The 19,740-nt window shown below is 64.4% G+C and carries 18 protein-coding genes and 1 pseudogene; 10 read left to right on the top strand and 9 right to left on the bottom strand.

Annotated elements, in window-relative coordinates; translation table 11 throughout:
• Window positions 1-3 precede the first annotated feature (3 nt).
• The 4 genes from ispG (at window position 4) to IVA96_RS16400 (ending at window position 4,886) form a co-directional block, all read left to right on the top strand.
• The gene (ispG, locus tag IVA96_RS16415; RefSeq protein ID WP_247281964.1) at window positions 4-1,287 is read left to right on the top strand and encodes a flavodoxin-dependent (E)-4-hydroxy-3-methylbut-2-enyl-diphosphate synthase; all 1,284 of its coding nucleotides are present in this window, start codon (window positions 4-6) and stop codon (window positions 1,285-1,287) included.
• A 377-nt stretch (window positions 1,288-1,664) separates the two neighbouring features.
• Complete coding sequence (locus IVA96_RS16410; RefSeq protein ID WP_247281963.1) at window positions 1,665-2,561, top strand: TauD/TfdA family dioxygenase; 897 nt, start codon at window positions 1,665-1,667, stop codon at window positions 2,559-2,561.
• 174 nt (window positions 2,562-2,735) lie between these two features.
• Window positions 2,736-4,073 carry a Rieske 2Fe-2S domain-containing protein gene (locus tag IVA96_RS16405; protein ID WP_247418244.1) on the top strand — a complete coding sequence of 446 codons (1,338 nt, stop codon included), beginning with the start codon at window positions 2,736-2,738 and terminating at the stop codon, window positions 4,071-4,073.
• A 3-nt stretch (window positions 4,074-4,076) separates the two neighbouring features.
• Window positions 4,077-4,886 carry an N-acetylmuramoyl-L-alanine amidase gene (locus tag IVA96_RS16400; protein WP_247281960.1) on the top strand — a complete coding sequence of 270 codons (810 nt, stop codon included), beginning with the start codon at window positions 4,077-4,079 and terminating at the stop codon, window positions 4,884-4,886.
• Window positions 4,887-4,996: 110 nt separating this feature from the next.
• On the opposite strand, the gene IVA96_RS16395 is transcribed toward IVA96_RS16400, so the two are convergent.
• The 3 genes from IVA96_RS16395 to IVA96_RS16385 form a co-directional block, all read right to left on the bottom strand.
• Window positions 4,997-6,604, bottom strand: coding sequence for a Na+/H+ antiporter (locus IVA96_RS16395; RefSeq protein ID WP_247281959.1), 1,608 nt, complete (start codon window positions 6,602-6,604; stop codon window positions 4,997-4,999).
• A 48-nt stretch (window positions 6,605-6,652) separates the two neighbouring features.
• Window positions 6,653-7,510 carry a class A beta-lactamase gene (bla, locus tag IVA96_RS16390; protein ID WP_247281958.1) on the bottom strand — a complete coding sequence of 286 codons (858 nt, stop codon included), beginning with the start codon at window positions 7,508-7,510 and terminating at the stop codon, window positions 6,653-6,655.
• A 165-nt stretch (window positions 7,511-7,675) separates the two neighbouring features.
• Window positions 7,676-8,050 carry a nuclear transport factor 2 family protein gene (locus tag IVA96_RS16385; protein ID WP_247281957.1) on the bottom strand — a complete coding sequence of 125 codons (375 nt, stop codon included), beginning with the start codon at window positions 8,048-8,050 and terminating at the stop codon, window positions 7,676-7,678.
• A gap of 95 nt (window positions 8,051-8,145) precedes the next feature.
• Between IVA96_RS16385 and IVA96_RS16380 the strand changes: the two are divergent.
• Together IVA96_RS16380 and IVA96_RS16375 are read left to right on the top strand one after the other, a co-directional pair.
• Window positions 8,146-8,575: pseudogene (locus IVA96_RS16380) on the top strand (GFA family protein).
• 176 nt (window positions 8,576-8,751) lie between these two features.
• Window positions 8,752-10,572: a caspase family protein gene (locus tag IVA96_RS16375; RefSeq protein WP_247281956.1), complete on the top strand. Its 1,821-nt coding sequence runs from the start codon at window positions 8,752-8,754 to the stop codon at window positions 10,570-10,572.
• Window positions 10,573-10,632: 60 nt separating this feature from the next.
• Here the strand turns inward: IVA96_RS16375 and IVA96_RS16370 are convergent, their stop codons facing one another.
• The gene (locus tag IVA96_RS16370) at window positions 10,633-11,325 is read right to left on the bottom strand and encodes a DUF1345 domain-containing protein (RefSeq protein WP_247281955.1); all 693 of its coding nucleotides are present in this window, start codon (window positions 11,323-11,325) and stop codon (window positions 10,633-10,635) included.
• 9 nt (window positions 11,326-11,334) lie between these two features.
• Complete coding sequence (locus IVA96_RS16365; protein ID WP_247281954.1) at window positions 11,335-12,258, bottom strand: polyprenyl synthetase family protein; 924 nt, start codon at window positions 12,256-12,258, stop codon at window positions 11,335-11,337.
• 160 nt (window positions 12,259-12,418) lie between these two features.
• On the opposite strand from IVA96_RS16365, the gene mtgA reads away from it, so the two are divergent.
• The 3 genes from mtgA (at window position 12,419) to IVA96_RS16350 (ending at window position 14,240) form a co-directional block, all read left to right on the top strand.
• Window positions 12,419-13,093, top strand: a complete 675-nt coding sequence (mtgA, locus tag IVA96_RS16360) for a monofunctional biosynthetic peptidoglycan transglycosylase (protein ID WP_247281953.1) — start codon at window positions 12,419-12,421, stop codon at window positions 13,091-13,093.
• Between the two features lie 170 nt (window positions 13,094-13,263).
• Window positions 13,264-13,446, top strand: a complete 183-nt coding sequence (gene rpmF / locus IVA96_RS16355; RefSeq protein WP_007598106.1) for a 50S ribosomal protein L32 — start codon at window positions 13,264-13,266, stop codon at window positions 13,444-13,446.
• Between the two features lie 140 nt (window positions 13,447-13,586).
• Entirely contained in the window at window positions 13,587-14,240 is a 654-nt protein-coding gene (locus IVA96_RS16350) for a hypothetical protein (RefSeq protein WP_247282054.1), read from the top strand.
• On the opposite strand, the gene IVA96_RS16345 is transcribed toward IVA96_RS16350, so the two are convergent.
• Window positions 14,241-14,501, bottom strand: coding sequence for a hypothetical protein (locus IVA96_RS16345; RefSeq protein WP_247282053.1), 261 nt, complete (start codon window positions 14,499-14,501; stop codon window positions 14,241-14,243). It lies immediately after the preceding gene.
• A gap of 220 nt (window positions 14,502-14,721) precedes the next feature.
• Between IVA96_RS16345 and IVA96_RS16340 the strand changes: the two genes are divergently transcribed.
• The gene (locus IVA96_RS16340; protein ID WP_247281952.1) at window positions 14,722-16,416 is read left to right on the top strand and encodes a bifunctional diguanylate cyclase/phosphodiesterase; all 1,695 of its coding nucleotides are present in this window, start codon (window positions 14,722-14,724) and stop codon (window positions 16,414-16,416) included.
• Window positions 16,417-16,504: 88 nt separating this feature from the next.
• On the opposite strand, the gene IVA96_RS16335 is transcribed toward IVA96_RS16340, so the two are convergent.
• The 3 genes from IVA96_RS16335 to IVA96_RS16325 form a co-directional block, all read right to left on the bottom strand.
• Window positions 16,505-18,013 (bottom strand): tripartite tricarboxylate transporter permease, encoded by a 1,509-nt coding sequence (locus IVA96_RS16335; RefSeq protein WP_247281951.1) that lies wholly within the window; start codon window positions 18,011-18,013, stop codon window positions 16,505-16,507.
• A 4-nt stretch (window positions 18,014-18,017) separates the two neighbouring features.
• Window positions 18,018-18,503 (bottom strand): tripartite tricarboxylate transporter TctB family protein, encoded by a 486-nt coding sequence (locus IVA96_RS16330; RefSeq protein WP_247281950.1) that lies wholly within the window; start codon window positions 18,501-18,503, stop codon window positions 18,018-18,020.
• Window positions 18,504-18,657: 154 nt separating this feature from the next.
• Entirely contained in the window at window positions 18,658-19,635 is a 978-nt protein-coding gene (locus IVA96_RS16325; protein ID WP_247281949.1) for a tripartite tricarboxylate transporter substrate binding protein, read from the bottom strand.
• Window positions 19,636-19,740: the final 105 nt, after the last annotated feature.

Here is a 19,740-nt window from a genome sequence, read left to right as displayed (position 1 = left end):
CCCATGAACAAGCTCGAAAACCCTCTCGATTCCGACATCGCGGGCCCCGCGCCCCGGCACCGAACCACCCAGGTCAAGGTCGGCGACGTCTCGGTGGGCGGCGGTGCGCCGATCGTCGTGCAGTCGATGACCAACACCGACACCGCCGACATCGACGGCACCATTGCCCAGGTCGCAGCGCTCGCGCGCGCCGGCTCAGAAATGGTCCGCATCACCGTGGACCGGGAGGAGGCTGCCGCCGCCGTTCCGCACATCCGCGACGGCCTGCTCAAGCGCGGCATTACCACGCCCTTGATCGGCGACTTCCACTATATCGGTCACAAGCTGCTCGCGGCCTATCCGGCCTGCGCCGAAGCGCTCGCCAAATACCGCATCAATCCCGGCAATGTCGGCTTCAAGGACAAGCGCGACACCCAGTTCGCCGACATCATCGAGATCGCCAACAAGAACAACAAGCCAGTGCGCATCGGCGCCAATTGGGGCTCGCTGGACCAGGAACTGCTGACCAAGCTGATGGACGAGAACGCTGCTTCGGCCAATCCACGCGACGTGCGCGCGGTGACGCGCGAGGCCATGGTGCAGTCCGCGTTGTTGTCGGCCGCGCGCGCCGAAGAACTCGGCATGCCGAAGAACCGCATCATCCTGTCCGCCAAGGTCTCGGCGGTGCAGGATCTCATTGCGGTCTACCAGGATCTCGCCAGACGTTCCGACTATGCCATCCATCTCGGGCTGACCGAGGCCGGCATGGGCTCGAAGGGCATCGTGGCGTCCTCAGCCGCGCTCGGCATTCTCTTGCAGCAGGGCATCGGCGACACCATCCGCATCTCGCTGACGCCGGAGCCCGGCGGCGACCGCACCCGTGAAGTGCAGGTCGGCCAGGAACTGCTCCAGACCATGGGCTTCCGCACCTTTGTGCCGCTGGTTGCGGCCTGCCCCGGCTGCGGCCGCACAACCTCGACCACGTTCCAGGAGCTGGCCCGCTCGATCCAGGATTTCATCCGTGACGAAATGCCGAACTGGAAGACGAAATATCCCGGCGTGGAAGAGCTCAACGTCGCGGTGATGGGCTGCATCGTCAACGGCCCCGGCGAGTCCAAGCACGCCAATATCGGCATCTCGCTGCCCGGCACCGGCGAAGCCCCGGCCGCCCCGGTCTTCGTCGACGGCAAGAAGTTCCGCACGTTGCGCGGCCCGACGATCTCCGCCGACTTCAAGGCGCTGGTGATCGACTACATCGAGCAGCGCTACGGCCAGGGCGCCAAGGTGCCGGTGACGGCGGCGGAGTGATCGAGGTCAGCACCGCTTCGGTTGCTCATATACTTCGCCCCAATCCGGGTCCGCTGGTTCGGTAAGATCGACACCAGAGGGAACGAATGTAACGTCCTTCAACGCTCCGAACAGCGGATGGCGTCCGCTCGGCTTCGGAGGCTGAGAAGGGAGTGTCGAAGGATCATCCTCGGCCATTTGTTTCTCCCCGATTGTTCGCCCAACCTATCGGAAAAAGCATCAGCGCGCATCGCCGGGCCCATCAAGCGCCTGTAGCCCGGATGGAGCGAAAGCGAAATCCGGGGCCTTGCCCATCGTGGAACGACCGTTCTCAGATTGCGCATCGCTCCAGCCGGGCTACATTGCTCTCAATCAACAATGATCGGGAGCCAACCGCCATGAGCTCACTCGCCGGCAAGCAGGGTCCGCGCTATCGCCACACCGCCGAAGACGGTGCTCCCTACGAGACCATCGCGGTTGAAAAGCTCACCCCGATCATCGGCGCGGAAATCTCCGGCGTCGACATCGGCAGGCTCGTCGAGGGCGACACCCGCTCCAACCGGCAGATGGACGAGATCCACCGCGCGCTTGCCGAAAACCTCGTGATCTTCTTTCGCGATCAGCACATCACGCCAAAACAGCATCTCGCCTTCGGCCGCAAGTTTGGCGAGCTGCATTTTCATCCCGCTGCGCCGCATGAGGATGAAGACCCGGCGCTGATGAAAATCTATGCCGACAAGAACTCGCCGCGTGCCAATGGCGAGGGTTGGCATTCGGATGTGTCCTGCGATCTCGAGCCGCCGATGGGCTCGATCCTCTACATTAAGCAATGTCCGCCGCGCGGTGGCGACACGCTGTTCGCCAACATGTATGCAGCCTATGAGGCGCTGTCCGATCGCATGAAGGTCTATCTCGACGGGCTCACTGCGCTGCATGACGGCGAGCCGATTTATCGTGGACTCTACGCCAATTACGGCGTCGCGGACCGCCCCTCTTATCCGCACGCCGAGCATCCCGTGGTGCGAACGCATCCGGTCACCGGCAGGAAGGCGCTCTATGTCAACCGCGGCTTCACCCGCCACATCAACGGCATCCCGCGCGACGAGAGCGACGCGATGCTCGCCTATCTCTATCAGCACGCCGAAAATCCGCTGTTCCAATGCCGCTTCCGCTGGACCGAGAACGCCATCGCGTTCTGGGACAACCGCTGCACCCAGCACCGCGCGATGTGGGATTACTGGCCGCATACGCGCTCGGGCACGCGCGTGACGGTGAAGGGTGAGCGGCCGGTGTAAGCTCGTGCCCGGACGCAGCGCAGCGCGGTAGAGCGGGGCCCTAGGTGGCAGCGATGGCCCGGCTCTGCGTCGCGGCATTTCATGGCGCGCCACGTCCGGGACAGGGGCGCTATCTTGCGTTGACGCCCTTGCGCTCTCGCGCCAATCTTCCCGAAAACAAATCGGGAGGATCACATGCTCCGCGCCGAGGACAACAAGTTCCTGACCGAGTCCGGCCCCGAAACGGGCATGGGCGAGCTGCTGCGCCGCTTCTGGATTCCCGTCCTGCTCTCTGAAGAGCTCCCCGAGCCTGACGGCGAGCCGAAGAAGATCATCGTGCTCGGCGAGGAGCTGCTCGCCTTTCGCGACTCAAACGGCGTCGTCGGTGTCATCGACCAATATTGCCCGCATCGCGGCGCCAATCTCTGGCTCGGGCGCAATGAGGAATGCGGCATCCGCTGCGTCTATCATGGCTGGAAGTTCGACACCGACGGACGTTGCGTCGACATGCCGACCTCCTATCCCGATCTCAACGCCAAGGATCTGATCCGCATCAAATCCTATCCGGTCCGCGAATGGGGCGAGATGATCTGGGCCTATATGGGCCCGGCCGAAGCGATGCCCGAGCTGCCCGATCTCGAGCTGGCGCTGCTGCCGGCTTCGCATCGCTACGTCAGCAAGAAGTGGCAGGATTGCAACTGGGTGCAGGCGCTCGAAGGCTCGATCGACACCGCGCATTTCACCTTCGCCCATCTCTCCTTCGACAAGGAAGAGAACGAGATTCTGGACATCAAGAGGCATTTTGTGAATCCGCTCACCCGCGTGAACACGGACCATATGCGCTGGATCGCCGAGGACCCGCGCCCGATCATCAAAGTCAGCTCCCACGAGGCGGGGCTGACCATCGCCGGTGGCCGGCTGACCGGCGGCGACAACATCTACTGGCGCATCGCGCAATTCCTGATGCCGTTCCACGCCTATGCGCCGAGCGCGATGCCGGGCGAGAATATCTTTGGCCAGACCTTCGTGCCTGTGACCGACACCAATTGCTGGATCTACACCTATGCCTGGAATCCGGAGCGTCCGTTGACGCAAGCCGAGCGCGACGCTTTTGATCGCGGTAATGGCGTGATCGCGGAGGTCGACGACAATTACGTGCCGCTCCGCCACAAGGGCAACGACTATTTGATCGACCGCAAGCTCCAGAAGACCAGGAGCTACACCGGCATCAAGGGCGTCTCCGAGCAGGACGCTGCCGTGCAGGACAGCCAGGGGCCGATCGCCGACCGCACCCGCGAGCATCTCGGCCCGACCGATCTCGGCATCATGCATTTCCGCAAAACCGTCATGGATCTGGCGCGGGCGCTCCAGCACGGCGAGCCGCCGCCGCAGGCGGCGCACCAGGATCGCTACGCGGTGCGCTCCGGCGCCTGCGTCACCAGCAAGACCAAGGACCTGCCCGCGGTGATGCTGGAACGTTTCGGTGATGTCGCGGGCTTCGTCGGCCGCCCGCGGATCGCGGCAGCGGAGTAGAGCTTGGGGCAGTCGCGCAGCATCATCGCCGGGCTCATCGCCTCGATCCTGCTGTCGCCGCTCGCGCTTGTCGACGTCGGCGAGGCTGCTGCTACGCGAAAGATCGCGAGACCCAGGCCGAAGCCGTCGCCGGCCAAATGCGAGATGGCGAAATTCCGCATCGTCGTGGATGTCGGGCACACCCCAGACGCCTACGGCGCATTGAGCGCGCGCAATGATCCGGAGTTCGGCTTCAACTTGCGTCTCGCAAGTCTCATCACCGCAAGACTCAAATCCGAAGGTTTTGCCGCAACCCGCCTGCTCGTGACGAACGGCAAGGCGAGAGCGAGCCTGTTCAAGCGTGTTAGTGCCGCGAATGACGGCCGCGCCGATCTGTTCCTGTCGGTCCATCACGATTCGGTGCCGGACAAGCTGCTCGAGACCTGGGAATTCGATGGCGCAAACAGCTATTTCAGCGACCGCTTTTCGGGCCACTCGCTGTTCGTGTCGCACCAGAATCCGCACTTCGCCACCAGCCTGTTGCTGGCACGGATGATCGGCAGGCAGCTGAAAGAGCAGGGCCTGCACTATGCGAGGCAATACACCCTTCCAGTGATGGGCCACTACCGGCGCCAGCTGCTCGACAAGGACGTCGGCGTCTATCGCTACGACGGGCTCGTCGTGCTCTCGCGGACGAGAAGCGCCGCGGTGCTGCTCGAGGCCGGCTCGATCATCAACCGCGACGAGGAGATGGAGATGAATTCGTCGGAGCGGCAGGACGCGGTCGCGGGGGCCGTTGCGGCTGCGATGAGGGAGTTCTGCGAGAGGCGATAGACTGCCTGTTCGTTCAAACAACTGTCATTGCGAGCGCAACGAGGCAGTCCAGGCGGCCGCGGTGGAAAGAGTCTGGATTGCTTCGCTGCGCTCGCAATGACGGCGGGAAGCTACAGCGGCGCGCCCCGATACTCCCGATTCGCCAAACTCGCCTCCTCAAGGTCCAGGTCGCGCTCGATCCTTCGCCTTGTCTCGTCGGTGATTTGGCCGTCGCGCAGCAGGTCGTGGATGAATTTGCGCTCGGCGACGATCAGCTCCCGGGTCAACGCGATGCCGGCGGCGGAGACGTCGTGGTGCGTAGGATCGAGCAAATCCGGAAGCTGGCTGATGCGGATCTCGTGGCGAGCACGGAGGAGCCGCATCACCTCGTCGGACACCTCCTTCTCCGCTGTCAGCGCGTCGAGCGATTTGAGTGCTGCCTCGAGAGCCTGACGACGCGCGGCGATCTCGGCCTCATGCTCGCCGACATGCTCGTTGCGGCCGGCCTCGGCGACGCCGAGCCAGCGCACCACCGGCGGCAGCGTCAGGCCGACACCGATCAGGGTGATGAAGATGACGCCGAAAGCGACGAACAGGATCAGGTCGCGATATGGGAACGCCTCGCCGCTCGGCAGGGTGAACGGCAGCGCCAGCGCAGCCGCCAGCGACACCGCGCCGCGCACGCCGGTGAAGGCGAGCGTGAACACCCATTGCCAGGGCGGCGACGGATCGCGCTCGCGCAGCGATTTGCTGAACATCCGCGGTAGATAGGTCGCGGGATAGAGCCAGGCGAAGCGCGCAATGACGACGATCACCAGGACCACGGCGGTCGCGATCACGATGTCGTCGAGCGGAAAGGCCTTCGACTTCTCGTACAGCGCGCGCATCTGAAAGCCGGTGAGCAGGAACAAGAGGCCTTCGATCAAATAGATCACGAGGTCCCAGAAGAAGATGCCCTGCAGGCGCGTCGCGGAAGAAATCAGCAGCGGGCCGTTCCAGCTCACATAAAGGCCGCAGGCGACCGTCGCGATCACGCCGGAGCCGCCAACATGTTCGGGCAGCCAATAGGAGACGTAAGGCGTGATCAGCGACAGCGTGAGCTCGACCTGCGGATCCCCCGACCATTTGCGGAGACGCAGGGAAAGCCACCCCACGCCGATGCCGAAGGCGATCTCGCCGGCGATGATGAGGAGGAATTCGCCGGCCGCCAGTGGCAGCGAGAAATGGCCGACCATGATTGCAGCGAGCGCAAAGCGGTACAGGATCAGCGCGGTGGCGTCGTTGGCGAGCCCTTCGCCCTCGAGCACGACCAGGATTCGCCGCGGCATGTGCAGCCGGCGTGCGATGGCGAGCGGCGCCACCACGTCGGGCGGCGCGACGATGGCCCCCAACAGGAAGGCAACGGTCCAGGGCAGGCCGATCATGTAATGCGTGGCGGCCGCCACCATTGCCGCAGTGAAGATCACCGCGCCGACCGCGAGCAGCACGATCGGGCGCAAATTCTTCCTGAACTCGCGCCAGCTCATAGCGACGCTTGCCGAGTAGATCAGCGGTGGCAGCACCATCAGCAGCACCAGTTCCGGCGGCAGTTCAACCGACGGCATGCCCGGCACGAAGGCGAGGCCGACCCCGGCCAACATCAGCAGGATGGCAGGGGCGACGTTGAAGCGGCGTGCGGCCAGCGCCACGCCTGCCAGCACGGCCAGCAGGATGAGAAAGGTCTGAAACTTCGCTTCCATGATGGCCTGTCTTGACCCGGAAGCGGCGGCAACGTCAATGCGCGCGGCTCACGCCAGCCGCTCGGCCACCATCCGGCCGATCCGCGCGAAAGCCGCCGCGATCTGTGCGGCAGTCGGCGTGCCGCCTTGGACGTAGGCCGTAAGCAGGATCGGCGTGTCGGGCTTCGGCCAAGCCACCGCGATGTCGCCCGCTGCGTCCTTGCCATTGTAGCCGGTCTTGTCGCCGATCTTCCAGCCTGCGGGCAGGCCACCGCGCAGCCGGTTCGCACCGGTCTTGCAGTTCACCATCCATTCGGTGAGCTGCGCGCGCGAGGCCGGCAACAATGCTCCGCCCAGCATCATGCGGCGCAGGTTCCCGGCCATCGCCGCCGGCGTCGTCGTGTCCCGGGGATCGCCCGGCTGGGAGCGGTTGAGCTCGGGCTCGTTGTGGTCGAGCCGCGAGGTGGTATCGCCGATTGATCGCCAGAACGCGGTGAGCGCGGTCGGCCCGCCGATCCGCGCCAGCAGCAGATTGGCGCAAGTGTTGTCGCTGAGCTCGACGATCGCCTTGCACATCTCGGTGACCGACATTGCGCCGGCCGCCAGATTTTGCTTCGCGACCGGCGCGTATTCCAAGAGGTCGTCCTGGCCGTAGGGAATCATGGCGGCAAGCTGTTCCTCGCCGCGGTCGACCCGCGCCAGCACACAGGCCGCGAGCGAGGCCTTGAATGTCGAGCACATGACAAACCGCTCGTCGGCGCGCCAAGCGAGTTTGGCGCCGGTCGCGAGATTTTCCGCATAGACGCCAATCCGCCCGACGCTCTCGCGTTCGTATGTTTCGAGTTCAGGCGGCGCATCCGCGGCCAGCGCAGGAGATGCGGCCATCCAGCACAGCGAGGCAAGCAGGGAGCGGCGGTCGAGCAGCATGGGGGACTTTCGCGCGAATGAAGATGGGGGATGCGGCGCACTCTATCCGCATTGTCGTTGCGAGCGGAGCGAAGCGGAGGGATTCTGGATTGCCTCGCTTCACTCGCAATGATGGAGAATGGGAGACGAGCGCGCCCGATTTCGGGCAGCGGAAGGTTGAGCCCCTCACTCTCTCAGGTCGTATCGATAAGATTTCGAGACAATCTGCCAACCGTCGGCGAGCTTCATCGCCACCAGGTAGTCGGTGAAATAGCGCGGCGGCAGCTGGCATCTGACCTTGACGAAGGCGGTCTTGTCGTCAGAACGGTCGATGGTGACGATGAAATCCTCTCGCGGCTTGCCTTCAGCCTTGCCGGAAGGACGCTTGCGCACGCGGTCGAGCCAGTCCGGCACGGTCAGCACCTGCAATTCGCCCTTCTCGACCCAGCGCAGGTCGGCGGAGGGATGGAAAATGGCGCCGAGCTTTTCGGCGTCGCCCTCATAGAGGCCGTCAAAATAGGATTGCACGACGGCTTCGAGACTTGAACGATTTGGGCTCATGGGTCATCCCTTTGAATGATGGCTTGAGGCGAGCTTAGTCGTACACATCAAAATGCGCTATGGAATGTCCAGACCGTTTGCGCAAGGACATCATGATGACTGGATCAGAGATTTCGAACGCTCGTATCCTGATCGGCGAATGCTATTGCCGTGCAGTGCGCTTCGAGGTGGCCGACGAATTCTCTTATGCGATGAACTGCCATTGCTCGAACTGCCGCCGCACCACCGGCTCCGCCTTCAAGCCGTTCGCCGGTATCGCGCGAGACAAGCTCCGCATCGTCAGGGGCGGCGACCAGCGGACTATTTTCGGCGACGATATCACCCACGATGTGCATTGCGCCCATTGTGGCTCCTTGCTCTATTCCCAGGTTGCGTGAGGGAAAATGGGCCCATGTCGCTATGGGAGCTCTGATCGACACCCCCTCGATCCGGCCCAGCGCCCATATTTTCGTGGGCTCGAAAGCGCCCTGGCACGAGATCACGGATGACCTGCCGCAATATCGGGAGCATATCGGGGTTGACTGAGGGAACCCGGCCCGATCTGCTTCCCGGCGAACCACGGCCGCGCTGGCGCGACCAACAAAGGGGTATTTCGTCCGGTTGCGGGCGCCGCCTTCGTGACCTCCATCACAAGCGCCGGTGGCGGATCCTGCTAAAGCGGTCCCAAAGGGCCCAGCGGCCCGAATTTCGGAAGTCGTGTCATGCGCAATTTGCTCAGACTTTGTCCGCTTCTCCTTGCCTTCGCGCTGCTGTTTGGCACTGATCCGGCTTTCGCCGGCAAGCGCGTTGCGCTGGTGCTCGCCAATTCGGCCTATCAGCATGCGCCGTTGCTGGCCAACCCGGTCAACGACGGTTCGGTGATGGCCAAGACGCTGAAGGAGGCCGGCTTCGACATCGTCGATTCCCGGCACGATTTGTCGGCGCTGGACACGCGGAGGGTGCTCCGCGACTTCGCGGACGCGACCCGCGATGCCGATATCGCCGTGGTCTATTATGCCGGTCATGGCATCGAGGTCGAGGGGTCGAACTATCTGATCCCGGTCGACGCCAGGCTCGAGCGCGACACCGACGTCTACGACGAGGCGCTCTCGCTCGACCGCGTCCTGGTTGCAGTCGAGCCCGCCAAGCAGCTCCGCCTGGTGATCCTGGATGCCTGCCGCGACAATCCGTTCGGCAAGAGGATGAAGCGCACAATCGCTTCGCGCGGCATCGGCCGCGGCCTCGCCCAGGTCGAGCCGACCAGTCCCAACACGTTGATCGCCTATTCGGCCAAAGCCGGCTTCACGGCGCAGGACGGCGACGGCGCTAACAGCCCGTTCACGGTCGCGCTGTCCAAGCATCTGGCGACACCGGGCCTCGACGTCCGCCGCGCCTTCGGATTCGTCCGCGACGACGTGCTCAAGTCGACTGGCAACAAGCAGGAGCCGTTCGTCTATGGCTCGCTTGGCGGCGAGGATGTTCCGCTGGTGCCGGTGAAGATGACGGCGGCGGCTCCGGCGGCACCTGTGGCGAACCCGCAGGCCGATATCCGCCGCGATTACGAGCTCGCGCTCCAGCTCGGCAACAGGGCGGCGTGGGATGCCTTCCTCGCCCAGCATCCCGACGGTTTCTATGCGAGCTTGGCCAAGCTCCAGCTCGAGAAGATCGGTGCCGAGCAGGCCCATGCGGCGGCGATCGCGAAGGCGAAACAGGCCGAGGCCGAGCGCGACCGCCTCGCCGCCCTTGGTGCGCAGAAGGATGCGCAGGCCAAAGCCGCAGCCGATGCGAAAGCCGCTGAGCAGGCGCAGCTTGCCGCCCAGAAAGCGAAGGAGCAGGCGCAGCAGCAGGCAGCCGTGGCAGAGCAGCAGCGCGTCAACCTCGCCGCTGCGGCACCCGGCGGTGCGCCGGCCAGCACGGCCGGTCCGGCCGGCACCAACGTTGCCTCGCTGACCCCCGCGACCGCACCGGCTGATCTCACTCGCACGGTGCAGTCCGAGCTCGGCCGCGTCGGCTGCTTCTCCGGGCAGGCCGACGGCAATTGGAATACGTCTTCGCAGCGCTCCCTGTCGCAGTTCAACCGTTATGCCGGCACCAAGCTCGACGTGAAGGTGGCGAGCACCGATGCGCTCGATGCGGTCAAGTCGAAACCGTCGCGCGTCTGCCCGCTGGTCTGTGAGCACGGCTTCAAGGTCGACGGTGATAAATGCACCAAGATCGTCTGTCGTGACGGCTATGCGGTCAACGACGACAATGAGTGCGAGAAGAAGCGTGCCGCCAAGCCGGCCAAGCCTGCGCTTGCGAAGCGCGACGACGGTGATGAACGTCCTGCACGGCAGCGTCGCCAGTCCGCCGGCGCTGGCGCAGCGGACGGTTACGGTGCTGCCGCCGGCATTGCTGCCGCCGCTGGCGCCAGTCGCGCTAAGGGTGGCGGGCAGGTGTTCTGCAATAGCGGGGGCTGCCGTCCGGTCCACCGCGGCTGCCATCTCGAATATCGCGGCGGAGGCGGCCCCGGCAACGACGCCAATGCCGAGGTCTGTTACTAGGATCGGGGTGTCCCTAAGGAATCGTCCTGGCGAATGCCAGCACGATTCCTTGGAGTGAGTTCAGGTCGCAATCGCGCTTGCCGCGATGTTCACCGTCAGCGCCAGCAACGCCGTGTTGTAGATGAACGACACGATGCCGTGCGCCGTTGCCGTGCGGCGGATGGTCTTGTCGGTGATGCCGACGTCGGAGACCTGCGCGGTCATGCCGATCACGAACGAGAAATAGACGAAATCCCAATAATCGGCGTGATCTTCCTTGTCGCCGCTCGGAAACTGAAGGCCTCCTGCCGTACCGTGCCGATAATAATCATGCGCGTAATGCAGCGCGAAGGTCGTGTGCACGGCAGCCCATGACAGGGCGATTGTGGTGATCGCGATGGTCAGCTCCATGACGCCGCGATGCGACGTGCCGAGCTCGGAGACGATCGCCGCGATGCTGGCGAAGGCGCCGGTCGCCGTCACCAGCAGGATGACGAAGCGGCCGTCGTCCTGCATCGCAGCGGCGCGACGAATGTGCTGGTGGTCGTTGCACAGCATCATCGCATAGACCAGCACGAGGTAGACCGCGATCAGCGCGTCCCAGCCGAACAAGAGCCGCGTCACCAGCCGGTGCGTGCCCGGCAGCAGCAGGCAGACAAGGATGCCGACAGCGACCGCAACAAACGTTCGCGGCCGTGCATAAAGCAGCTGCATCGGCCGCGACATCTGGCGGAAGCGGGCGAGGACGGGATCCTCTTTGCCGCCGGCGGCCATCGATGCGCGTCAGTTCTTCCGTTCGGCGACGAATCGCGCCGCGGCTTGCAGCACGGCAGCGCGGTCGTCGAAGATCGACACGGCGCTGTCGGCTCGCGCGAGCAGGTCGCGCACGCGCTGCTTGGCGCCTTCAATGCCGAGCTGGGTGACGAAGGTGGTCTTGCCAAGCGCGGCGTCCTGGCCCGACGGCTTGCCGAGCGCTGCCGCATCGCCCTCGACGTCGAGCAGATCGTCGGCGATCTGGAAGGCTTCGCCGAGCGCACGGCCGTAATCGTCGAGCGCCTGATATTCCGCACTCGAGGCCTGGCCGAGGATCGCGCCGGCGATGCAGCCATAGCGCAGAAGCGCGCCCGTCTTCATCTGCTGCAGGCGCGCGACATCGACGGGCTCGCGGTCGCCGAAGCGGCCTTCGCCGGCGAGGTCGAGGATCTGGCCACCGACCATGCCGCCAATGCCGGCGCAGCGCGCCAGCGCCCGTGTCAGCAGCAGCCGCACATTGGCGTCGCGATGGATCTCGTCGCGGGTGATGATGTCGAAGGCGAGCGTCAGCAGGCCGTCGCCGGCGAGGATTGCGGTGGCGTCATCGGTCTTCTTGTGCAGGGTGGGGCGGCCGCGGCGCAGGTCCGAATTGTCCATCGCCGGCAGGTCGTCATGGATCAGCGAGTAGCAGTGGATGCATTCGAGCGCCGCGCCCGCGAGCAGCGCGGCTTCGCGCGGCACACCGAACACGGCGGCGCTTTCGACCACCAGGAACGGCCGCAGACGCTTGCCGCCATTGAGGCTCGAATAGCGCATTGCGTCCATCAGTCGCTTGGGGCGGGCGATCTCATCGGGCAGGATGTCGTCCGACAACAGGCGCCCGAGCAGGGCCTCGGTGTCGTCAGCGGTCTTGTCCAGACGTTTGGCGAAATCGGACGGGGACGTGCCGGTCATCAAGAAAGGCTCCAGAACAAAAATTCGGCGGGACAATCCTTTATGAGTCGGCCCCAGTCAATCGTTTGGAAGGCCTAAAAACTGCTGGAAAAGGCCCGAATTATCACAGACTTAATGGCCGGCCCGTGGCCGCGTTTCATTTTGCGCCGGAAAGGTCGATTTGCGCATCGTCAAGATCCTGCTGGTCGTGCTCGCGGTCGTGGCTCTCGCGCCCTATGTGATCGCGCCGTTTTACCGGACCGGCCATCCGGTTTCGACGCTGATAGCCTGGCGTTCGCTTCGGGGCGCGCCGATGCAGCGCCAATGGATCGATCTGGCGGCGATGTCGCCGTATCTGCCGCGGTCGGTGGTGGCCGCCGAGGACGCGCATTTCTGCAAGCATCACGGCATCGATTGGGGGGCGCTGCGCGAGGCGATCGATGACGCCCAGGAGGACGGTACGCCGTTCCGGGGCGCCTCCACCATCACCCAGCAGGTCGCAAAAAACCTGTTCCTCTGGCAGGGGCGGGACTTCGTCCGCAAGGCGCTGGAATTCCCTTTGGCTCTGTGGATCGACCTCGTCTTGCCCAAGCAGCGAATCCTGGAGATCTACCTCAACATCGCAGAACTCGGCCCGCAGGGGCAGTTTGGCGTCGAGGCGGCCAGCCTCTATGCCTTCGGCAAGTCGGCCGCCAGCCTCTCCTCCCGGGAAGCCGCCCTTCTGGCCTCGATCCTGCCCAATCCGGTCAAACGCAGTGCCCGGACCCCCGGACCGGGTGTCAGGCGGCTGGCAGCAACCTATGTGGCGCGGGGGCAGGCGAGCTCGCTTGCGACCTGCTGGCACGAAAATCGCTGATTCCGGGCCCATTCCGGGCGTATTTTCCGGCCCAAGAGCCTAGCTTTACGGCCAGCCTTCCTCTATAAGCGCGGCCTTGATCGGCATTCAGCTCGCCTCGTATTGCGGGTGCTGAGCCGTCCCTTCGCGGACGATGCCCTGATGACACCAATCCCTAGAGGATAACTGAAATGGCCGTTCCGAGAAGAAAAACCTCGCCGTCGCGCCGCGGCATGCGCCGCTCGGCCGATGCCATCAAGAAGCCGACCTATGTGGAAGACAAGGACTCCGGCGAGCTCCGTCGTCCGCACCATCTCGACCTCAAGACCGGCATGTACAAGGGTCGCCAGGTCCTGAAGAAGAAAGAGTCCTGAGGGCAGGACCTTTCTTCGGGCGGGCCGATTGGCCTGCCTGATTTCGGCCACCCCATGAGATAGACGGGGAGGCGGCGGAGCAAATGCTTCGCCGCTGTATTATCCTGTCCGGATATCTTGATCGAGAAGGCATCTTGCCGATGGTCGGTTTCCCGCTACTTCTGATTCCGCTCGCGGTCTACAATATCATCGCCTTCCTGATGCCGACGGTGTCCTTTACGGACGTGCTGTTTAAGGTGCCGATGGTGTCCGGCGAGACTTGGCCGGTCACGCTTGCCGATCTGCTGCTCGCGCTCGGGGTGGTGCTGCTGCTGCTCGAGGTGGTCAAAGGCGCGCGGCCCGGCTCGAAATTCCTGATGGATCACCTGCTGTCGCTGATCGTGTTCGGCGCGGCCGCCGCCGAATTCGTGATGTGGCCCAAATTCGGCAATTCCACCTATTTCCTGCTTGTGCTGCTCGCGATGGCCGACTTCCTCGGCGGCATCGCCCAGCGCACGCGCCGTCGCGTCACCTATGTCGCCGAGACGACGATGGCTGCGCCACGCAAGGCCAAGCGCCAGGCCGAAGCGTCGGCGGACGATGTGGCGTCCGAGCGCAAATTCGAGCCGGTGATCGCGCCACAGCCGGCACCGGTCGTGCCACCCGCACCCTCGGCGCAATCCGTCGCCGAATCCGTGCTGACGGATCATCCCGCGCCGAAGCCGGTGCAAAGCGCGCCGTCGCCGGAAATCCCCTCGCCGCATCTTCAGCCGGGCAACGGCACGCCTTCCTCGCCGGATACACCGCCGCGCTGATCAAGCCACCTGCCGTGTCCGCGCGCTGACGCTCGGCAGCGGGCGCTTGCTGCCATAGGCCATCTGCGCATCTTCGGACGAGGCGCGGCGCAGCCGGCTCGCCTGGGGCAATTGCTCGGCATTGGCGATCAGCTGGGTGACGAAGCTCGGATCGGGTCGCGGCAGCGGTGCCTTATGGACCCACTGCAACGTCGGCATCAGCGGCACGAGGGCCGTGCCTGTCCCGTTGTCTCCTGCGTCCGCTCGATCAGTACTCAACATCGCAATCACCGTTGATCCGGCGGGATTGTCGCGTTTCGGGACGCTGGCGCCGGTGCGTGCCATGTACTCGCAAGCCCTATGCCGGCCGGGCCGGATTGGTTCCCGGGTGCCGACAAACGTGGTTTCCAAATTGTTTATCAACTTTGCCTAGGGTCGAGGCCGAATCTGGCTCTATCCTGTGCCGGCTCAGGACTTCCCGCTGTCCCGAAACGAGGCGACTTTGACCCCAGCATTGCCGCAAGCCTCCGACATCCTGGCCGCACTCGGCCAGGCCGTGTTCGCCTGGGACATCGCCAGCGACGTCATCGTCTGGGGTGAACAGGTCAGCGCCGTCTTCCCGGGCATTCCCGCCGAGCGGCTCGCCACCGGGGCCGAATTTGCCAAGCTGATCGAGCCTGCGCAATCGCTACGGAGCGCTGCGCTGGCGCAGACCTCTGCCGTGCACGGTGCCGGCGGCACGCCTTATCGGGTCGAGTACGGCGTGCGCATGAGTGCTTCCGATCCTGTGATCTGGGTCGAGGAAACCGGCCGCTGGTTTGCCGGTCCCGACGGCCGCCCCACGCGCGCGATCGGCTCCGTCCGCATCAACAACGAGCGTCATGCCCGCGACGAGGAATTGACGAAGCTGGCCCGGCTCGATCCGCTCACCGGCGAGCTCAACCGCTCCCATCTGATCGCGTCACTGGCCGAGGCGATCGAGGAGACGACCCGCTTCCGCTCGACCGCAGCCTTCATGCTGGTCGGCATCGATCATCTCGCCCGCGTCAACGACGCCTTCGGCTTCGACGTTGCCGACGCGGTGATCCTCGACGTCGCCAAGCGCATTCGCGCGCGCTTGCGCGGCGGCGACGTGCTCGGCCGCTTCTCCGGCAACAAGTTCGGCCTGATCCTGAAGAACTGCACCGTCGACGACATGAACGTTGCCGCCGAGCGCTTCCTCGCCGGCATCCGGGACGAGGTGGTACCGACGAAATCAGGCCCGGTCTCGGTCACCGCGTCGATCGGCGCGGTCAGCGTGCCGCGCTATGCCCGCACCACCGACGAGGCGGTCAACCGCGCCCATGAGACGCTCGACGCCGCAAAGCGCCGCCGCGTCGGCTCGTTCGCCGCATGGCGCCCGGATCCCGCGCGCGACGCGCAGCGCCGCGTTAACATCCGCGTCACCGACGAGATCGTCACCGCGCTGAACGAGCGCCGCATCAAGCTCGCCTATGAGCCGGTGGTCTCGGCCGCCTCGCGCGAACGCGCGTTCCACGAATGCCTGGTGCGGATGGATCAGGGCGATGGCCAGGTGCTGCTCGCACCCGACATCGTGCCGGTCGCCGAACGGCTCGGTCTGATTCGCCTCGTCGATCATCGCGTGCTCGAGCTCGTGGTCGCCGAGCTCGCGGCTGCACCCGACATCTGCCTCAGCCTCAACATCTCGCCCGATACGACCATGGATCCCGATTGGTGGGCGGGGATCGAGTCGCTGATGCTGGCTCATCCCGGCGTCGCCGAGCGGCTGATCGTCGAGATCACCGAAACGGTCGCGATTCAGGACATCGATGATGTCCGCGGCTTTGTCACGCGGCTGAAGAATTTCGGCAGCCGCATTGCCATCGACGATTTTGGCGCCGGCTACACCTCCTTCAGGAACCTGCGCAAGCTCGGCGTCGACATCGTCAAGATCGACGGCGCCTTCGTTCAGAACGTCACGCGGTCCGCCGACGATCGCGCCTTCGTGCAGACCCTGATCGACCTCGCCCGCCGCCTCGAAATCAAGACGGTCGCCGAATGGGTGCAGGACGAAGAGGCCGCAAGCATGCTGCGCGACTGGGGCTGCGACTACATCCAGGGTCGTCTGATCGGCCTCGCCTCAGCCGAGCGGCCATGGGGCGCACCGCCGGACAATGCGCTGCCTGCGGCAGGGTAGGTGTTTTCGTTTTCGTCGCGCGGGGATCTCGCTTCACCTCTCCTTTGCGGGAGAGGGCGGATACGTCAGGCAGTAAGTATAAACCTCCTCACGCCCCTTCGTCCAACGCCACCAGCTCACGCTTCTTGCGCAGCGCGGGCAACAGTGGTGCGATCAGCAGCACCATCGCCAGCGCAAGACACGCCGCCGAGATCGGCCGCTGCACGAAGGTCCAGAGATCGCCCTGCGACAGGATCAGCGACTTGCGCAGATTGTTCTCCAGCATCGGTCCGAGCACGAAGGCGAGTACCAGTGGCGCGGGCTCATAGCCGAGCTTGCGCATGAAATAACCGATGATCCCGAACGCGATCATCACGTAAACGTCGAACACGTTGTTGCTGGAGCAGTAGACGCCCAGGATCGTGAACAGGATGATCAGGGGGAAGAGGATGTTATAGGGCAGCTTGAGCAGTTGCACCCACATGCCGATCATCGGCAGATTGAGGATCAGCAACATGACGTTGCCGATATACATGCTGGCGACGATGCCCCAGAACAGGCCGGGGTTTTGTGTGATCAGCAGCGGCCCCGGTTGCAGGCCGTGAATGACGAACGCGCCGAGCAGCAGCGCCATCACCACGTTCGGAGGGATTCCCAAGGTCATCAGCGGAATGAACGCGCCGCCGGCCGCCGCATTGTTGGCGGATTCGGGGCCTGCGACGCCCTCGATCGCGCCTTGGCCGAACCGCTCCGGCGTTTTCGACAGCCGCTTCTCCAGCGCGTAAGACGCGAACGAGGCCACCACGGCGCCGCCACCCGGCAGGATGCCGAGCAGAAAGCCGAGCAGCGTACCGCGTGCTACGGGACCGGCGCTCGCCTGCCAATCGGCCTTGTTGGGCAAGAGCTGCGTGATCTTGGTGTTGATGATGTCGCGCTTGATCGCCTGCTCGGTGTTGAGCAGCACCTCGGCGACGCCGAACAGGCCCATCACGACGGGCACGAGGCCGATGCCGTCGATCAACTCCATGCGGCCGAAGGTCAATCGCGGCTGCGCCGTGATGCTGTCGAGGCCGATCAGGCCGAGCACGACGCCGATGCAGGCCATCAGCAGCGCCTTCGGCATCGAGCCCTGGGTCAGGAAAGTGAGCACGACGAGGCCGAGCACCATCAGGCTGAAATACTCGGCCGGGCCAAAGGCGATGGCGATACTGGCAAGCCTCGGCGCCACCAGCATCAGCGCGATCAGCGCAAAAGTGCCGGCGATGAAGGAACCGAAGGCGGAGATGCCGAGCGCGGGGCCGGCGCGGCCCTGCTTCGCCATCTGGTGGCCGTCGATGCAGGTGACAACGGAGGCAGCTTCGCCGGGGATGTTGACCAGGATCGACGTGGTCGAGCCGCCATACATCGAGCCGTAATAGATGCCGGCCATCATGATGATGCCGGATTCCGGCGTGCCCGACAGCGTCACCGGCAACAGCAACGACATCGCCGAGATCGGCCCGATGCCCGGCAGCACGCCGACCAGCGTGCCAATGAAGACACCGATGAAGCAATAGAGCAGGTTGATCCAGGTCAGCGCAACGCCGAACCCGTGCGCGACATTGGCGAGCGTATCCATGCGATCAGCCGATCCCGAACAGGCCAGAGGGCAGCTGAATCAAGAGCAGGCGCTTGAGCACCCACCACATGCCGAGCGGAACAAGCACGGCGATTGGAATCGCCAGCGTCCAGCGCACGGGATCGATCAGGCGCAACAGCAGCAGCATCAACGGGATCGACGACAACAGGAATCCCAGCGGCTCCAGTGCGAACGAGAACGCGGTGAGGCAGGCGATGACGAGAAGTGGCTTGCTCCAACGCACATTTTCCCAGCGTGAGGCCAGCGTTGGCCCGCCCTCGGTGATTGCCGAGATGATGATGCTGGTTGCGAACACGCATATCAGGATGCCCGTGTAGAACAGCACGTAGCCGGAGCCGGGATCGTTGATGGTGCCGAGCTTGAGCTTCAGCCCCGACCAGATCACGAAGGCGCCGAGTGCGAGCCCGATCGACCCGCCCCAGAGTTCGGAGTTGCTGAGGCGGAGTTTGACGTTGGTTTGGTTGTTCATCGCTTGTCTCTCAGCCGTTCCCCGGACGCTGCGCAGCACGAAGTGGTGCGCTGCAGATCCGGAGGTCCGATGGTTCGTGGCAAGGTGGTTCCGGCTCTGCGGTGCATCGCTGAAGAAGCGCTGCACCGCGTCCGGGACACGGAAGCGGCTCAGCCTATTTCTTCGCCAGCCCGAGTGTCTCGATCACCTTGCGCTCGGACTCCGTGACCTCGACAACGAACTTCTTGTAATCCTCTGTGTTCTTGTAGTTCGGCACCATGTCATATTTGGCGAGCGTTGCCACGACGGCCGGGTCTTCGACCGCCTTTTTGAACGCATCGTGCAGCTTGGCGACGATTTTCGGATCCATCCCCTTCGGGCCGGCGATGCCGAACGGGGAGTCATAGACCATGGGATAGCCGAGTTCCTTCAGCGTCGGTACATCCGGGTAATTCGGCGAGCGGGCACCAGTCCACACCATCAATAACCGCAGCTTGCCAGCGTCGACCAGCGGCCGCCATCCCGTGGAGTCTGCCTGAAGCATTGTATGCTGCCCCAGGACCGCGGCGTTGGTTTCCGCGCCGCCTTTGAACGGCACCTGGGTGAGCTTGATGCCGGACATCGCCGCGATCTGCTCCATGCCGATGTGCAGCGAGGTGCCGGTGCCCGGCGTCGCGTAGGTCACCTTGCCCGGGTTCGCCTTGGCGAACTCCACCACGTCCTTCCAACTCTTGAACTGGGACTCCGCGTTGGTGGTGACGCCGAAGGTATAGCCGGTGAGATGGATGATGTAGGTAAAATCCTTCGCCGGATCCCATGACACCTCCTGCATCAAGGGCAAGCGGAAGACGGTGATCGGGATCTGGGAGATGGTGTAGCCATCCGGCTTCGCGGCCGCGGCCATGGTTGCAGGCCCCACGGTGCCGCCGCCGCCGGCCTTGTTGTCGATCACGATGGGCTGACCCAGGACCTTCGAAGCGCTGTCGGCGATCGCCCGCATCGAGATGTCAGTCGAACCACCGGCCGGCCAGGGCACGATCAGCGTAATCGGCTTGGTAGGATAGTCCTGCGCACTGGTGGCAGTGGAGAGCACTGCGCCTATGACCGCATGTATGGCGGCAAAGGCAATCGTCTTCAGCCCGGATCGCGACATAGAAACGCCTCCCTCGCAGCGGCCTCGCTCAAGCCGCCGTCTCTCATTTTGTGGGACGATTGTTCCCGAAATCACGAGAGAAGAAAAGCGCCATTGCGTCTGTGC

The sequence above is a fragment of the Bradyrhizobium sp. 159 genome (genome assembly GCF_023073795.1).
Classification (GTDB): Bacteria; Pseudomonadota; Alphaproteobacteria; order Rhizobiales; family Xanthobacteraceae; genus Bradyrhizobium.
Note: the sequence above shows the minus strand (reverse complement) of the source record. Positions and strands in the feature narration are given on the sequence as shown.

Coding starts and splice junctions, on each gene's coding strand:
- bla (WP_247281958.1), bottom strand. CDS start 7,510: ATGCTGCTCGACCGCCGCTCCCTGCTTGCCTCGCTGTGCTGGATGGCC.
- IVA96_RS16375 (WP_247281956.1), top strand. CDS start 8,752: ATGCGCAATTTGCTCAGACTTTGTCCGCTTCTCCTTGCCTTCGCGCTG.
- IVA96_RS16350 (WP_247282054.1), top strand. CDS start 13,587: ATGGTCGGTTTCCCGCTACTTCTGATTCCGCTCGCGGTCTACAATATC.
- IVA96_RS16365 (WP_247281954.1), bottom strand. CDS start 12,258: ATGACCGGCACGTCCCCGTCCGATTTCGCCAAACGTCTGGACAAGACC.
- IVA96_RS16405 (WP_247418244.1), top strand. CDS start 2,736: ATGCTCCGCGCCGAGGACAACAAGTTCCTGACCGAGTCCGGCCCCGAA.
- IVA96_RS16395 (WP_247281959.1), bottom strand. CDS start 6,604: ATGGAAGCGAAGTTTCAGACCTTTCTCATCCTGCTGGCCGTGCTGGCA.
- ispG (WP_247281964.1), top strand. CDS start 4: ATGAACAAGCTCGAAAACCCTCTCGATTCCGACATCGCGGGCCCCGCG.
- IVA96_RS16345 (WP_247282053.1), bottom strand. CDS start 14,501: ATGTTGAGTACTGATCGAGCGGACGCAGGAGACAACGGGACAGGCACG.
- IVA96_RS16385 (WP_247281957.1), bottom strand. CDS start 8,050: ATGAGCCCAAATCGTTCAAGTCTCGAAGCCGTCGTGCAATCCTATTTT.
- IVA96_RS16410 (WP_247281963.1), top strand. CDS start 1,665: ATGAGCTCACTCGCCGGCAAGCAGGGTCCGCGCTATCGCCACACCGCC.
- IVA96_RS16370 (WP_247281955.1), bottom strand. CDS start 11,325: ATGGCCGCCGGCGGCAAAGAGGATCCCGTCCTCGCCCGCTTCCGCCAG.
- IVA96_RS16335 (WP_247281951.1), bottom strand. CDS start 18,013: ATGGATACGCTCGCCAATGTCGCGCACGGGTTCGGCGTTGCGCTGACC.
- rpmF (WP_007598106.1), top strand. CDS start 13,264: ATGGCCGTTCCGAGAAGAAAAACCTCGCCGTCGCGCCGCGGCATGCGC.
- IVA96_RS16330 (WP_247281950.1), bottom strand. CDS start 18,503: ATGAACAACCAAACCAACGTCAAACTCCGCCTCAGCAACTCCGAACTC.
- IVA96_RS16325 (WP_247281949.1), bottom strand. CDS start 19,635: ATGTCGCGATCCGGGCTGAAGACGATTGCCTTTGCCGCCATACATGCG.